Source organism: Archangium sp., from assembly GCF_036277355.1.
Lineage (GTDB): Bacteria > Myxococcota > Myxococcia > Myxococcales > Myxococcaceae > Archangium.
Map to the genome: position 1 here is coordinate 17,281 of NZ_DASUNC010000174.1, position 13,637 is coordinate 30,917.

Annotated in this window: 12 protein-coding genes; 4 read left to right on the top strand and 8 right to left on the bottom strand. The window is 70.4% G+C overall.

The features are described 5' to 3' along the window. Positions 1-7: 7 nt before the first annotated feature. The 3 genes from VFZ09_RS43740 to VFZ09_RS43750 all read left to right on the top strand — a co-directional run bounded on the left by VFZ09_RS43740 (position 8) and on the right by VFZ09_RS43750 (position 3,895). Positions 8-412 (top strand): VOC family protein, encoded by a 405-nt coding sequence (locus VFZ09_RS43740; RefSeq protein WP_329733771.1) that lies wholly within the window; start codon positions 8-10, stop codon positions 410-412. 115 nt (positions 413-527) lie between these two features. After that, positions 528-1,115, top strand: a complete 588-nt coding sequence (locus VFZ09_RS43745; protein WP_329733772.1) for a hypothetical protein — start codon at positions 528-530, stop codon at positions 1,113-1,115. 137 nt (positions 1,116-1,252) lie between these two features. Beyond that, positions 1,253-3,895, top strand: a complete 2,643-nt coding sequence (locus VFZ09_RS43750) for a protein kinase domain-containing protein (protein WP_329733773.1) — start codon at positions 1,253-1,255, stop codon at positions 3,893-3,895. Between the two features lie 17 nt (positions 3,896-3,912). On the opposite strand, the gene VFZ09_RS43755 is transcribed toward VFZ09_RS43750, so the two are convergent. Together VFZ09_RS43755 and VFZ09_RS43760 are read right to left on the bottom strand one after the other, a co-directional pair. Then, entirely contained in the window at positions 3,913-4,713 is an 801-nt protein-coding gene (locus VFZ09_RS43755; RefSeq protein ID WP_329733774.1) for a CHAP domain-containing protein, read from the bottom strand. A gap of 98 nt (positions 4,714-4,811) precedes the next feature. Beyond that, the gene (locus VFZ09_RS43760; protein WP_329733775.1) at positions 4,812-6,410 is read right to left on the bottom strand and encodes a PAS domain-containing sensor histidine kinase; all 1,599 of its coding nucleotides are present in this window, start codon (positions 6,408-6,410) and stop codon (positions 4,812-4,814) included. Between the two features lie 178 nt (positions 6,411-6,588). Between VFZ09_RS43760 and VFZ09_RS43765 the strand changes: the two genes are divergently transcribed. Continuing rightward, on the top strand, positions 6,589-7,881 hold the full coding sequence (locus VFZ09_RS43765) for a sensor histidine kinase (RefSeq protein ID WP_329733776.1): 1,293 nt from the start codon (positions 6,589-6,591) through the stop codon (positions 7,879-7,881). 3 nt (positions 7,882-7,884) lie between these two features. Here the strand turns inward: VFZ09_RS43765 and VFZ09_RS43770 are convergent, their stop codons facing one another. The 6 genes from VFZ09_RS43770 to VFZ09_RS43795 all read right to left on the bottom strand — a co-directional run bounded on the left by VFZ09_RS43770 (position 7,885) and on the right by VFZ09_RS43795 (position 13,529). Continuing rightward, positions 7,885-9,090 (bottom strand): SGNH/GDSL hydrolase family protein, encoded by a 1,206-nt coding sequence (locus VFZ09_RS43770; RefSeq protein WP_329733777.1) that lies wholly within the window; start codon positions 9,088-9,090, stop codon positions 7,885-7,887. A 144-nt stretch (positions 9,091-9,234) separates the two neighbouring features. Continuing rightward, complete coding sequence (locus VFZ09_RS43775; RefSeq protein ID WP_329733778.1) at positions 9,235-9,969, bottom strand: immunity 52 family protein; 735 nt, start codon at positions 9,967-9,969, stop codon at positions 9,235-9,237. 11 nt (positions 9,970-9,980) lie between these two features. Beyond that, positions 9,981-11,807, bottom strand: a complete 1,827-nt coding sequence (locus VFZ09_RS43780) for a Tox-REase-5 domain-containing protein (protein WP_329733779.1) — start codon at positions 11,805-11,807, stop codon at positions 9,981-9,983. A 107-nt stretch (positions 11,808-11,914) separates the two neighbouring features. After that, complete coding sequence (locus VFZ09_RS43785) at positions 11,915-12,448, bottom strand: hypothetical protein (protein ID WP_329733780.1); 534 nt, start codon at positions 12,446-12,448, stop codon at positions 11,915-11,917. Next, positions 12,418-13,137 carry a N,N-dimethylformamidase beta subunit family domain-containing protein gene (locus VFZ09_RS43790; protein ID WP_329733781.1) on the bottom strand — a complete coding sequence of 240 codons (720 nt, stop codon included), beginning with the start codon at positions 13,135-13,137 and terminating at the stop codon, positions 12,418-12,420. The genes VFZ09_RS43785 and VFZ09_RS43790 overlap by 31 nt, the downstream gene beginning before the upstream one ends. Further along, positions 13,047-13,529 (bottom strand): hypothetical protein, encoded by a 483-nt coding sequence (locus VFZ09_RS43795; protein WP_329733782.1) that lies wholly within the window; start codon positions 13,527-13,529, stop codon positions 13,047-13,049. The genes VFZ09_RS43790 and VFZ09_RS43795 overlap by 91 nt, the downstream gene beginning before the upstream one ends. Positions 13,530-13,637: the final 108 nt, after the last annotated feature.

A 13,637-nucleotide genomic window follows, 5' to 3' on the forward strand; every position in this document is an offset into this window, starting at 1 on the left:
CGCACCGATGAGCTCGACGATCGCGACGTTCCTGATGTTCGAAGGCAAGAAGGCCGAGGAGGCGATGACGTTCTACGTGTCGCTCTTCAAGGACGCGAGCATCACCCACATCCAGCGCTACGGCCCGGGCGAGCCCGGCACCGAGGGCTCGGTGATGCAGGCGTCCTTCACGCTCAACGGCCAGCGCTTCATGTGCATCGACAGCAGCATGAAGCACGGGTTCACCTTCACGCCCGCCACGTCCATCTTCGTCACCACGGATTCGGAGGCGGAGCTCGACACGCTGGCCGCGAAGCTGGGCGAGGGCGGGCAGGTGATGATGCCGCTGGGCGAGTACCCCTTCAGCCGGAAGTTCACCTGGCTCGCCGACCGGTACGGCGTGTCCTGGCAGCTCAGCCTCAAGACGGCCTGAGCGTCTTCCCCCCATTCCAGGTTTCACACAAAGTCCCTGGAAAAATATGATATGGGTGATGCCGAGCCTCCGGTCCTCGCCGAGGCCCCCCATCCGCTTTCCCTGGAGCACCCCCATGCCGCGTCATCTCTCTTCACTCTGTGTGCTGCTGTCCGGTCTGCTGCTGACGGCCTGCGGCGGTGTCGTCGACCTCCCCGAGGAGGGGGAGCCACTGGGCACCGCCGAGCTGGCCATGTGCTCCAGCTCGGCCGTCACCCAGCTGACCATCAGCGGCGTCAGCACGTACCAGGGCGAGATGGCGGGCAGCGGAACCTGGACGGTGTCCTACCCGGCCAACGCGGTGCGTCTGGAGTTCCGCATCAACAACGTCCTGCAATCCACCTCCGAGCTCCCCGGCACCTCGGGCACCTGGTACTTCAGCAGCTCGGGCCTCTCCTGTGGCTCGTACCTCTTCAACGTGAAGGCCGTGCCCATGGTCATCGACAGCGGCGGCGGACGCACCACCTGCTGGGCCAACACCTCCAAGTCCGTCTCGCGCTACGCCGACGACCCCTGTCCGACCTTCTGCGGTGACGGCGATTGCTCGTTCGACGAGGACGCCTTCAGCTGCGCCATCGATTGCTGCCAGGGCCGTTGCAACAATGGCGCGTGCTGCTCCGCGTCCAACTACTGCACGGACGGCAGCTACTGCCTCCTCTATTGAGCGGCTCCACTTCACGGCCAGAGGATGTGGTTGAATAACCCACATTCCGCCGGGCCCGGTGGGCGGGCAGCCGAGCCGCCTCGCGTCATGAGAGGCCCCTGCCCGCGGCACCCGTTTCCGGCGAAGATGCGGCGCCCGTGATCGATACCGGTACCCTTGTCCTCGATGGCCGCTTCCGTGTGCTCCAGCTCCTCGGTGCAGGCGGCATGGGCGAGGTGTATCTCGGTGAGCAGGTGTCGCTGGGGCGCCGCGTGGCCATCAAGGTCCTGCACGCGGACCTGATGGTGCACCCGAGCATGATCGAGCGCTTCAAGCGCGAGGCGCGCCTGCTGTCCGCGGTGGAGCACCCCGCCGTGGTGCACGTCATCGACTACGGCCAGGCGGAAGTGGGCGCGTGCCTGGTGATGGAGTACGTGGAGGGCGAGAACCTCTATGACGTGCTGCAGCTGGGGGCCATGGCGCCGTCGCGCGCGCTGCCCCTGATGTACCAGCTCGCCGAGGGCCTGGCGGCCATCCACGACAAGGGCATCATCCACCGCGACCTCAAGCCGGAGAACGTGCTGCTCACCAAGGGGCTGCGCGGGGAGCAGGCGCGGCTGCTGGACTTCGGCATCGCCCGGCTGGTGGAGCCGGACGCCTCCAGCAGCAACCTCAGCCAGGTGGGGCTGGTGGTGGGCACGCCGGAGTACCTCTCGCCGGAGCAGGCCGTGGGCGCGCCGGTGGATCCGCGCAGCGACCTCTACTCCTTCGGGGTGCTCGCCTACCGCATGTTGTCGGGCCAGCTGCCCTTCCCCGGGCCCGGGCCCACGCAGTACGTCGCCCAGCACGCCGCCGCCCCGCCCATGCCCCTCATCGAGGCGGCGCCCACGCTCGCCGGCCACCCCGCGCTCGTCGCGCTGGTGATGCAGCTGCTGCAGAAGACGCCCGCCCACCGCATGCCGAGCGCCCATGCGCTGGTGGATGCGCTCGGCGCGCTGGCGGCCGCCGGAGCCCAGGCCGCGGTGGGCATGCCCCTGGCCATGGCCGCGGGCACGGCCTCGCCGAGCATCTCCGCCTTCCTCGTCCCCGACGCCCCCGCCCAGGGCAGCGGAACGGCCGCCTTCGCCTCGCCCCAGGCCGCGCCGTCCCCCGTGCCCCCGGAGAAGCCCGCCGGGTCCCCGGCCTCGGGCACCGCCGCCTTCGGCGCGCCCGTTCCGGTGGCGACTCCCGCGAGCAGCGGCCGCTCCCCCTCCCAGGCACCCACCCGCGCCGCTCGGAGCATGCCGCTGCCCGAGGGGGCCTCCTCGCCCTCGCGCGCGCCCACCCGTCCCTCCCAGTCCGCCCTGGCGGCCGTGGTGTACGAGAAGCACGTGGTGCGCGCCGGCACCGTCGTCCCCGCCCCGAAGCCCGCGGGCACGGTGGCCCCCATGGGCAGTGGGACGCTCTCGGGCGGCAAGCCGCAGAACCTCACGGTGATGCTCACCGACCTGGAGGGCTACACCGAGCGCACCTCGCGGCAGACGCACGAGCAGAACGCGCGGATGCTGGAGACGCACGACGGGCTGCTGCTGCCCCTGGTGCGCCAGTACGGCGGGCGCCTGGTGCAGAAGCGGGGTGACTCGCTGCTCGTCACCTTCGCCTCGCCCACCCACGCGGTGCTGTGCGGCATGGCCATGCAGGACCGGCTGTGGCGGCACAACCAGACGTGCGGCCCGGACGAGCACCTGCCCGTGCGCATCTGCCTCCACACGGGCGAGGTGCTCGTCACGCGCGACGCGGTGCTCGGCGAGCCGGTGGAGGTGGTGAAGGCCGTGGAGCAGGTGGCCCAGCCCGGCGAGGTCATCTTCACCGAGTCGGTGAACCTGGCGCGCAACCGCGTGGAGGGAGACGCCGAGCCCTGTGGCAGCGTCCCCATGCCCGGCAATGGCGAGCCGCTGCGCATCCACCGTTGCCGCCGCGCCCCCGAGGGCCTGCCCTTCGGTGGCCAGGACGAGGTGTCCCTCTCTCCGCCCATCGAGGAGCAGCTGGGCCCGGTGATGAAGCCGGTGCGGGCGGCGCTGGAGCTGGCGCGCACGGGTGCCGAGCGCGCGGTGGCCTTCGTGAAGGCGTGGCCGCGCCAGACGGCGGTGGTGGGCCTGGGGCTGGTGATGGGCATGAGCCTGGGCGCGTACGAGGTGTCGCGCCGCAATGACCCGGTGTACCAGGCCCGGGAGCTGATGGAGGCGGGCCAGCTGAAGGACGCGCTCGAGCGCCTGTCGGACCTGCCGGCGGAGGCGAAGAAGGACGCGGGCGTGCTCCAGCTGCGCGCGCGGGTGCTGCACGGCCTGGAGCGGCACGAGGAGGAGCACACGGTGCTCGCCGGGCTGGACGCTCCGGCGCGCGAGGCCCTCGAGACGCAGGTGCTGGACGGGCTGGCCGAGGACTTCGGCGAGGACGAGTCCGACAGGGGCCTGCGCAAGCTGATGGGCATGCTCTCCGAGGAGCAGGTGAAGAAGCACTTCGAGGAGCTGGCGGACGAGGAGCCCACCACGCCGAGGCAGTGGGGCGCGCTGCGCTACCTGGAGGCGGAGCACTCCACCGCCGAGTTGGACCTGGTGAAGCTGTACATGCGCGCGCTCGAGTCGAAGAACTGCGGCGTGCGCGCGCGCTCGGCGCGGCGGCTGGCGGGCCTGGGAGACCCGAAGGCCGTGCCCGCCCTGGAGCAGCTGAGCAAGCTGCCCAGGGACAAGACCACCCCCGGCTCGAAGAACTGCGGTCAGGACGAGGCGAAGGACGCCCTCGCGACGCTGTCGAAGAAGTGAGCGTCCCCCGTCCCGGCCTACAGCGTGGGGGAGGCGAAGCCGACGAAGAGCTCGCCGGTGAGCCAGGCGCGCTGGCCCTTGGCCGCGGCGCGCAGGAAGTCATTGAGGACGGGCCCGCTCTGGCCCGCGCGGTGGGTGCGCGGGAAGAGCAGGTTCATGCGCGAGCGGGCGATGCCCTTGCTGCCCCGGTGGATGAAGGTGATGGTGCCGTCCAGCTCGACGGTCTCCACGACGGCGATGTGGGTCATCCCATCGTTGCGCTTGCCGTCGCGGTTTCTGTCGTACGTCTCCTGGAAGAAGACGAGGTCCCCGGGACGGGGACGGTGCTGGTGGAGGGCGCCCCGGTCCTTCGCGCGGCGGTAGATGGCGGTGACGGCGTTCTCGCCGTTGAGGAAGCCATGGTTGACCAGGTCGATGCCGGCCCCGAGGTAGGCGAGCCGCACCAGGCCGGAGCAGTCATCCGGGACGCTGCGGTCCACGCGGCCGAGCTGCTTCACCCCCACGAGCCGTACCGCCCGCTCGACGATGAGGGCCGCGGCGCGCGAGGGCGCCCCCGGGAACCCCAGGTGCGAGGCACGCAGGCTGGAGGCCCCGGACACACGCCGCGCGACCTCCACCGTGGTGCTCAGCGCCCGCGCCACCTCGTCCGCCGGCGCGGCCCCGGACTCCTCCACTTCGGCCCGGGGAACCTGCTCGGAGACCGCCGGAGCGGCCGGAGCCGGAGCCGATTCCGGAACCGGGGCGGCCGGACGGAGCGCGGACACGGAGCCGGCGCAGGCGACGAGGAGACACACCGGAACGAGGAGCACACAGCGCATACGCAGTTCCCTGGCTGACGAAGGGGGGGCGACATTATCCACCTCCGCCCCCGCCTGCACCCTCTCCGTCCAGGCATGTGTGTCTGATCGGCCGGCCCTCAGCCCGCCTGGAGCCGCGAAGGCAGCCGGAAGGTGAAGGCACTTCCCTTCCCCAGCTCGCTCTCCACGGAGAGATCGCCTCCGGCCTCCTGGAGGATGGTGCGCACCACCGGCAGGCCCAGGCCCGTCCCCCGGCCCGGGGGCTTGGTGGTGAACCACGGCTCGAAGATGGCGGAGAGCTTCTCCTGGGGGATGCCCACCCCGGTGTCCTCCACCCGGCAGCAGATGAAGCCCGACGCACGGTCCTCGAAGAGCCGCACCCGCACCTCCGCGGGCCGGTCACGCACCACCTCCACCGCGTCGGCCGCGTTGCTCACCAGGTTGAGCAGCACCTGCTCCACCCGCGTCCGGCTCGCGTCGATCCACAGGGGGGACTCGGGCACCGAGGCCGACACCTTCACGTGCTTGATGATGCCCGCCGTGCGCAACATGGCCAGCGCGCCCGCCACCAGCTCCCGCAGGTCCATCCGCTCCACCGTCGAGCGCCCCGGACGGCCCAGGTCCATCAGGTGCCGGCCATGCGTGGCCACGTGCTCGCACGCCCAGCCCAGCTCCTCGAGCTCCTCGGCGTCGGGCGGCACGCCCCGCTCGGCACAGTCGCGGAAGGAGCTCCTCAGGCTGTTGAGCACGGTGGAGATGTTGCGCAGCTCGTGCCCCACTCCAGCCGCCAGCGTGCCCAGCGTCGCCAGCCGCTCCACCTGCAGCAACTGGTTGCGCGTGCGCTCCAGCTCCGCCTCCAGCATCTCGTGGTAGCGCACGCGCTCGGTGACATCCAACGCGAGCCCGGTGATGCCCGTGAGCGTGCCGGCCCCGTCGAACATCGGCGTGTAGCGCGTCTCGTAGTGGATGCCCTCGAACGTGATGTAGCCGGTGAAGGACTCACCGGCCAGCGCCCGCCGGGCCTGCGCGAGGATGTCCGGATGGCCGGCGTAGATGTCGAAGATGGAGTGGCCCACCACCCACCCCGGCTCGAGGCCCAACGATGCCAGCGCGCCCCCATCCGCGAAGGTGAAGAGGCCCCGCGCATCCAACCCCCAGAGCGTCATCTGCGCGCCGCGCACGGCCGTGCGCAGCCGCATCTCGCTGAGCGCCAGGGCCCGCTGCATGAGCTCGCGCTCGGCCACCTGCGCCTTCAGCATGCGATTGGCCGCCTCGCCCGCGGTGAGCGCCACCCGGAGCCGCTCCTGCGTCTCGCGCATCTCGGTGACGTCCACGAGGATGCCGAGCACCCCGAAGACGAAGCCCCGCTCATCCCTCAGGGGCACCTTGCTCGTCTGCGTCCAGCGCTGCACACCATCACTGCCCAGCACGGGCTCCTCGCACTCGGGCAGCGGCTGTCCCGACTCCATCACCTGTTGATCACAGGCGCGGTAGAAGTCCGCGTCCTCCTTGGGCCAGGGCAGCTCGTAGTCGGAGAGCCCCACCACCGCGTCGGGGCCCTCGCGGCCGGCGATCCTCGCGAACGCGGCGTTGCACCCGAGGAAGCGCAGGTCCCGCCCCTTCCAGAAAATAGGATACGGCAGTGCGTCGAGGATGTGCCGGAACAGCTCGGCCTCCTGCCGCACGGGTGCCTGGACGATGGCTTCGAGCGCCCGCATGGGTCCTCCCCCCCTGTCCCATGAGAAGCAGGGTCTTCGCGAAGATACCGGCTCGCTGGAAAGCATCACGAGGACACGATCCAAGGTGTTCGCCGCTGGACGTCTGGGAGCGGAACCATCCACGAACCTTGGACGGGCCCGGCGGCCCGGCGGATGAATGCTTTTGGGAGGAAGACGTGTGAATCGCCTCGTCGTTGGCCTGCTCGCGGGTGCACTCGGAGGTGTGACGGGCGCCTGGCTCACCCGGCGGGCGCGGCGACGCAACGGGCCGGAGGGCCCGGCCCTCCTGCGCGCGGAGGTGGGGGCCGCGCTCGCCCACCCGGGCACGCTCCACGAGATGCCCGAGGAGCGGCTGCGCCAGAGCGAGGAGCGCTTCCGGCTGCTGCTCGACTCCACCGGCGAGGCCATCTACGGACTGGATCTGGAAGGCCGGTGCACCTTCGCCAACCGCACCTGCGCGCGGCTGCTGGGCTACCCGGACGCCTCGGCGCTCATCGGGCGGCACATGCACGACACCATCCATCACAGCCGCGCGGACGGCAGGCCCTACCCGCGCTCGGAGTGCCTCATCTACGAGGCCACCACGCGGGAAGGCATCCACGACGACCAGGAGTGGCTGTGGCGGGCGGACGGCACGGGCTTCCCGGCGGAGGTCTGGTCCTATCCCATCTGGCGGGGCGACGAGCGGCTGGGCGCGGTGGTCACCTTCGTGGACGTCACCCGGCGCCGCGAGGCGGAGGCGGAGCGGGCCCGGCTGCTGCGCGAGACGCAGGAGGCGGTGCGGGCCCGGGACGAGTTCCTCGCCATCGCCTCGCACGAGCTGCGCACGCCCCTCACGCCGCTGCGGCTGGGGTTGCAGAGCGCCCAGCGGATGCTCCAGGGCGGGCCGTGCGCCCCGGAGGAGTTGTTGTCCCGGCTGGCGGTGACGGATCGTCAGGTGGTGCGCCTCACGCGGCTGGTGGAGAGCATGCTGGACCTCTCCCGGCTGACGCGGGGCACGCTCCAGCTCGACACGGCCCCGTGTGACCTGGCGGTGCTGGTGCGCGAGGTGCTGGAGCGCTCGCGCGAGGTGCTCGCCCAGGCGGAGTGCCCGCTGGACGCGCAGGTGGAGGGGCCGCTCCCGGTGCTCGGCGACCGGCTGCGGCTGGAGCAGGTGCTGGAGAACCTGCTGTCCAACGCGATGAAGTATGGAGCGGGCAGTCCGGTGCACGTGCGCTGCCGGGCCGAGCGGGGCCGCGCGCTGCTGAGCGTGGAGGACGAGGGCATCGGCATCTCGCCGGAGGACCAGCGGCGCATCTTCGGGCGCTTCGAGCGCGCCGCCTCGGTACGGCACTATGGGGGCTTCGGGCTCGGGCTCTACATCCTGAGGGAGATCGTCGAGGCGCACGGCGGGAACGTGTCGGTGCGGAGCGAGCCCGGCCAGGGGGCCTGCTTCACCGTGACGCTGCCGCTGCTGGACACCCCGGGGTGAGGCTCACGGGGCCTGCTGGGGTTGCACGCCCCGGGCGCGCAGCACGCGCACCACCTCATCGGCCATGACGCGATGGCCGGCCACGCTCGGATGGATGCCGTCCACGGCCAGCCCGTCGAGGAAGTGGTGCACGTTGTCCGGGGCGCGCGTCACCGCCTCGAAGTCGATGACGTCCGGCTGCTGGTGCTCGCGAATCCAGGTGTTCATCACCAGGCGGCTCGACTTCACCTGCTCGTACTTGCCGTTGTGGGCGTGCTCCTTGGGCAGCAGGGTACCGGTCCAGGTGCGGCAGAAGGGCTTCAGCCGCTCCGTGAGCTGGACCATGTCCGCCAGCAGCTTGCTGTCCGGGACGCCACTCAGGTCATTGGTGCCCAGCAGGACGATGCAGTCGGTGATGCCCGACAGGACGAGCGCCTCCCCGTCCAGCAGCCGCGACCCATCGTAGAAGCCCTGGCCGGAGACCCCGGCGTTGACGATGGGCACGCCGAGTCGCGCGCCCGCCTGGAAGGCCCAGGTGTCACGGATGTCGTCGTGGCCGTCGATGTAGCCCTCGGTGATGCTGTCTCCCAGGGCGACGAAGGCGCGCGCGGGAGGGCCCTCGACCTCCACGGTGGCCAGCCCCACCGGGACGGACCAGGGCGCACCGCCCAGCGGACCTGGCGTGGTGGCCCAGGCGCCCGGGCGCACGGCGCTGCCGGGGAGCAGCTCGATGGCACTGGCCGCCAGCGTGCCCTCCACCTCGAAGGACACGGCCAGCTCGTCACCGAAGTGGATGGGAAGGGACACGGGGTCGGACACCCCGCGCGTCCGCGTCGCCACGGAGAGACCGGGCGCGCCGGAGAACGTCACGGGCACCGGCGCGGAGGCCAGTGCGCCCTCGTCGCCCGCGTGGGCAACGGTGACCCGCCGCAACACGAGGGGCCCGTCTCCCGAGCGGAAGGCGAGCCGCACCCGCTGCCCCTCCCGGTTCACCGGCACGCGCAGCCGGAACGTGGTGAGACGGCCCACGGAATGGGACCAGCGCAGGGCCAGGTGGAAGCCCGGTTGGAACATGGGGGGCAGGGGCCGGGGCTGGCCCGGGTCGTGCCCGCCGCGCACCGGAGCCACCTCGAGCCCTCCCGATGGCGGCGCCTCGGAGGAGACCGGTGCGGAGTCCTCCGGTGGGAAGAAGGTTTCCTCCTCGTAGCCAGAGGATCCACACCGGAGCATCAGCAGTGCTCCCAGACATACCCGCAGTGCCACGCGCCTCCGACTCCCCATCACACCTCCCCCTCGTGGGGGAGGTATTGCACCTGTCAGGCCAGCTTGAGGGGGCATGGCCAGGGTTTTCTTTCTTCCGAGCCGCGCGACCGTTCACGCCTTCCGCCTGGAAGCCGGCTGGACCATCAAACGGAACAGCCCCCGCTCCTCCAGCGCTCTCTGCGTTCGCCAGGCGAGCGCCACGTGCTCCGGATTGCTGGGGGTGAGCCGCTCCGGGGTGAGTGTCACCAGCGTTCCCTTGTCACCCACGGGCTCAACGCGTACGGGCGCGGGGAGGACAGGCACCTCGCCCCGATCCCGCGAGAAGTACGTCATCCAGCCCACGAAGCATCCCAGCTGGCTGCCACCGGAGAGCTCCTTCCACAGTCCGTCCGCCGTAGCGACCGCCCATTCTGGCTCCCAGGCCACCGCAATGGCACGCATGGCGCCGGCGACAACAGGCTCCGTGACCAGGCGCTCGTGCCCCAGGGCCTCCCTCGGAAGGGAGAGCCAGAGGTAGTTCGGCGCGAACTCCGCCTTCGACCCACAACCGAGCATGACCGAGCCGCCCCGGCCCTGCTCCACGTGCCCTGTCCAGGCGCCGAACGCAAATCCGTCATCCAGAATCTGGTACTTCTCGCGGCCGAAGAAACTGATGAAGGTTTCGCGGGTGGGCTCAAAGCCGAGTTGCAGCGCCTTTCGAGCGGAGTTGCTTTTCTCGTACCACCGCGCGAATTCCGGATGGCACTCCCCAAGGAGGCGGAAGAACGTCTCCGCCCGCCGTGCGCACTCATCGGCCGGCTCTGGACGGTGCCCCCAATACGCTTTGATTTCGTAGCGTTCGCTCATGCTCGGTGGCCTCACTTCACCGGTGGTGTGTAAACCACCTCTATGGACTGAAGGCCCCGCTCATCAAAATACTTCCGAAGCACGGCCGCCATCCGAGGCTCGGCGACGTGCCAGCGGATTGGCAGCCCGCCTGCCATCTGGAGCTGACGTCGCGCTTGATTGAGCAGGTCCCCCAAGCCCTCGTAAAAGTCGAGCTTGGGCTTGAGGTCCTGGTCGAACCACTGAGCGTACCCGCGCGCCTTGCCTTCGAGTAGCACGCCCTCCGTCGGCTCGAAGCCGTCGTACTCGACACACTTCCCATTGCGGCACACCTTGTAGCACCAGCCTTTGGGGGCGCCAGTCACCTGGGCCTGATAGGCCCGTGCCTGCTCCGACATGCTCGAGGTGTCCTCCACCCACTGCCCAGGCCCCCCAACTGGAGGCCACCCACCTCCGCCTCCCGCGCCCTGGGCGCCAGTGTTGGCCATGTGCAGCACGTAGGTGGCGCTCAGCGTCGGCGCGGCCGCGGTGGCAACACTCCCCACGGGCACCGCCACCAATCGCACCGCCAGGAGCCCATCGCCCGTGAGCGACAGCAGCGGCACCGTGAGGCTCTGCAGCTTGCCACCCCAGGCCGCAACCTTCGCCGTGCCCGCACCGGCCGTGCCTACCGTCAGCACCGCGCCCGTGGCAAGCCGCGACACGGTGCGCACCTTCTCGGCGTAGGGCTTGTGACGAAACTCCTCCCACAACTGCGGCGAGTTCTCGTAGAGCTGCCTCACCGCGCCCGGCAGCTGCGCCAGACCCTCCAGCGTCTCGCCCGTGTAGAAGACCAGCCGGTAGAGGCCTTCCACCATGTCCATCACAGCGAGCACCGCCCCCTCGCCCACCGCAAGCGCCGGGTTGTCGTCGGGCGTGTAGAGGCCCGCGGGGCGCGCTCCTTTTGGAACCTCGAGCCTCGGGTCCACCAGGAAGAGGCGCTCGCCCTCGATGGCGTAGAAAGGGCCCACCTCGAAGCGGCCGGCCCGGAGCGCGCCATCCTCGGCGAGCACGACCTGACCGGCCTTCTGGACCGCGATTCCCGTCGTGGCCCTCACCAGGTATCCGTCCGGCCGTAGCACCAGCAGCCGCGAGAAGCGGCGCATGCGCGCGTGAAGCTCGTCTCTCGTCACCACCTCGCCACCCGCGGCCACCTCCAAGAGCAGGTGTGCCGCCATACGGCGCAGCCCGAAGTTGCCCAGTGTCAAAGGCGTGGAGAGCAGATGCGGCACCAACTCCATCGCCTGCTGAGGCGACAGCGTCCGCCCGTCCTTCGGCAACGCCGTACTGGGGACACCGGCCTGCGCGAGGAAGCCCTGGAAGTAGTCGAGCGTCATGGGCACCTCGAAGGGCCGTCCGTCGCCCACTCCATCCAGCCATCCAACGCCCTTCCCCTCCAGGACCGCCTCGTCGTCCCCCTCGCTCATGCGCCGCGCACGTTGGCGGGCCCACTCCGCCGCCCCAGCGACAGGGCCCGTGCCCGCCTCCACCGGCACACCGGCCTCGCGCTCCTCGGCTTGCGCGTCAGTGCCCTCCAGGCCCGCGACAGCCTCCCCGGTCATCGTTGCGGACACCGCCTGGGCCTGTCCCGCCATCTCCTGTGGCCTGGGACTCTCACGCTGTACCCGCCACCGATGGCGAGCGCCGCCAGCCACCATCCCCCCCATGGGGTAGCCCGTCGCGCACGCCGCCTGCAGCCCGAGGAGCAACAGCACCACCACGCACGACGGCCGCCACGGCCGGCCCAGCGCGCTCCGCCTGCCGTCGAGCTGCGTACCGCCGCCATCTCCCGTCCCAGGATTTCGGTACTTCTTCGCCATGATGCGGCCCTTTCCCCCAGGGGAAACGGCCCTGGAGGATATGGCCTTGTGCTCCTCAATGAACCTTGGAAGTCAGGGCAGCGCCGAGCGGCACCGCGTCCCACCCGCTACGGGATGATGACGCGGATGGCGTGGTTGAACGAGTCGCTCACGTAGATGTTCCCGTTCACATCGGTGGCGAGCCCCGTGGGCGCGACGATGTCCGCCACGTCTCCGGAGCCGAGGTTCGTCCCGAGCTTCCCCGAGCCCGCCACGGTGACGACCCGCGAGGACGTGGCATCGGCGCCGGGCAGCACCTTGCGGATGCGGAAGTTGCCCGTGTCGGCGATGATCAACCTGCCATCCACGGCCACCGACATGCCCATCTGGCCGCGGAACCGGGCCGCGGGTCCGTCTCCATCCGCGAAGCCAAACACATACCCGTCCCGCCGGCCCGCGACGGTCTCCACCTTGTACGGCGCCGAGAGCGAGACGCGGCGCACGAGCTGGTTGCCGGCCTCGAACACATACAACGCCCCGTCCTGGCCCATCACGAGCGCGGTGGGGTTGTTGAAACTGGCCTTGGTGCCGTTCTCGTCCACCCGGCCGCCCGCGCCACTGCCGGCGATCGTCACGACCTCGGACCGGTCCGCGCGCAGCATGCGGATGCGATTGCCCACCTGGTCGGCGACATAGAGATTGCCGGCGGAGTCCACGGCGAGCGACATTTGCCGCCGAAGTAGACTAGGCTCGTCTTCCCATCGGGGCGCTGGAGCAGCGCGTCCAGCTGGTCGCGCTCCTGCTCCGGCCAGTACTCGTCCTGCGCCGCGCTGACGAAGGCGCCAATGCCCTCCACGAAGTCGGAGAAGCGCACGAAGTCCAGCTGCGTGCCGTAGGTGACGTCGTAGCCATGCTTCTCCATCAGCTGGATGAAGTTGATGTCGAGGAAGAACGTCTTCCCGGCCCCGTTGGAGTCCTTGTACGGACGGTTGAAGGACACCTCACGCGCGCGGCCGAACGGCGTCGTCCACGCGGCGTCGAAGTAGAGGCTCGTGCCACCCCAGGTGTTGTAGGCCTGATAGGTGGTGAAGTTGGGCGTGTAGAGGATGTCCGCCGCGCGCCGGTCCCGGATGACGAAGGGGACGAAGCGCATCGTCCCATCGGCCCGGGTGAGCTTCACCACGTACAGCCCCGAGCGCCACGCGGAATCGATGGTGATGGAGAAGGTATCGGTCCAGTCGCACTCGATGCGCGCCGTCGTCACGTGGCGCTCGCACGTGGCCTGCTCGCTCGTGCGCCAGGGGCCGCCGCTCCACACCTTGCGGGCCCCCGTTCCACCGTAATAGCCCATCCGTAATAGCCCATCCGGAACAGCTCGGCGGTGACGGTGGTCTCCGTGCGGGTGGATACCTTCACCCCCACGTGCTCGCCCGCCTCGGCGGACTCGGTGGAGGTATAGGCCTCGAGCTGCCCCTCGGGAGCCGCCGCGCCGCCACGCCAGCGGGGATCTCCCGGCAGCCGGTTCTCCTCGGGAATGGGATTGGGCGCCGGCTCTCGCTGGATGAGCACGGGGCCAGAAGGCTCGCAGTCGGAAGTGCACCCGCCGCCGTTGTCACCACCGCCGTTGTGGCCGGACTGGGGGTCCTCGATCGAATCCAGGGAGGTGTCATGGCATCCGCCCCAGAGCACCCCCGCCAACACCAGGGTGCCCACCCACAAGCCCCATCCACGCCCTGCGCGCATGACCCGCTCCCACCACGGCATCCAACGGTCCACTCCGGCCCACGGTGAACCCATGCAAGGGAAGTTCCGTGCACCGGGAAGACCCCTGCCGTCGCGGGAGGTGAAGGT

Excerpts from the sequence above, each read along its gene's own strand:
- VFZ09_RS43740 (WP_329733771.1), top strand. The coding sequence starts at position 8 with ATGAGCTCGACGATCGCGACGTTCCTGATGTTCGAAGGCAAGAAGGCC.
- VFZ09_RS43745 (WP_329733772.1), top strand. The coding sequence starts at position 528 with ATGCCGCGTCATCTCTCTTCACTCTGTGTGCTGCTGTCCGGTCTGCTG.
- VFZ09_RS43755 (WP_329733774.1), bottom strand. The coding sequence starts at position 4,713 with ATGCGCTGTGTGCTCCTCGTTCCGGTGTGTCTCCTCGTCGCCTGCGCC.
- VFZ09_RS43760 (WP_329733775.1), bottom strand. The coding sequence starts at position 6,410 with ATGCGGGCGCTCGAAGCCATCGTCCAGGCACCCGTGCGGCAGGAGGCC.
- VFZ09_RS43770 (WP_329733777.1), bottom strand. The coding sequence starts at position 9,090 with ATGCTCCGGTGTGGATCCTCTGGCTACGAGGAGGAAACCTTCTTCCCA.
- VFZ09_RS43775 (WP_329733778.1), bottom strand. The coding sequence starts at position 9,969 with ATGAGCGAACGCTACGAAATCAAAGCGTATTGGGGGCACCGTCCAGAG.
- VFZ09_RS43780 (WP_329733779.1), bottom strand. The coding sequence starts at position 11,807 with ATGGCGAAGAAGTACCGAAATCCTGGGACGGGAGATGGCGGCGGTACG.
- VFZ09_RS43785 (WP_329733780.1), bottom strand. The coding sequence starts at position 12,448 with ATGCTGCGCGCGGACCGGTCCGAGGTCGTGACGATCGCCGGCAGTGGC.
- VFZ09_RS43790 (WP_329733781.1), bottom strand. The coding sequence starts at position 13,137 with ATGGGCTATTACGGTGGAACGGGGGCCCGCAAGGTGTGGAGCGGCGGC.
- VFZ09_RS43795 (WP_329733782.1), bottom strand. The coding sequence starts at position 13,529 with ATGCGCGCAGGGCGTGGATGGGGCTTGTGGGTGGGCACCCTGGTGTTG.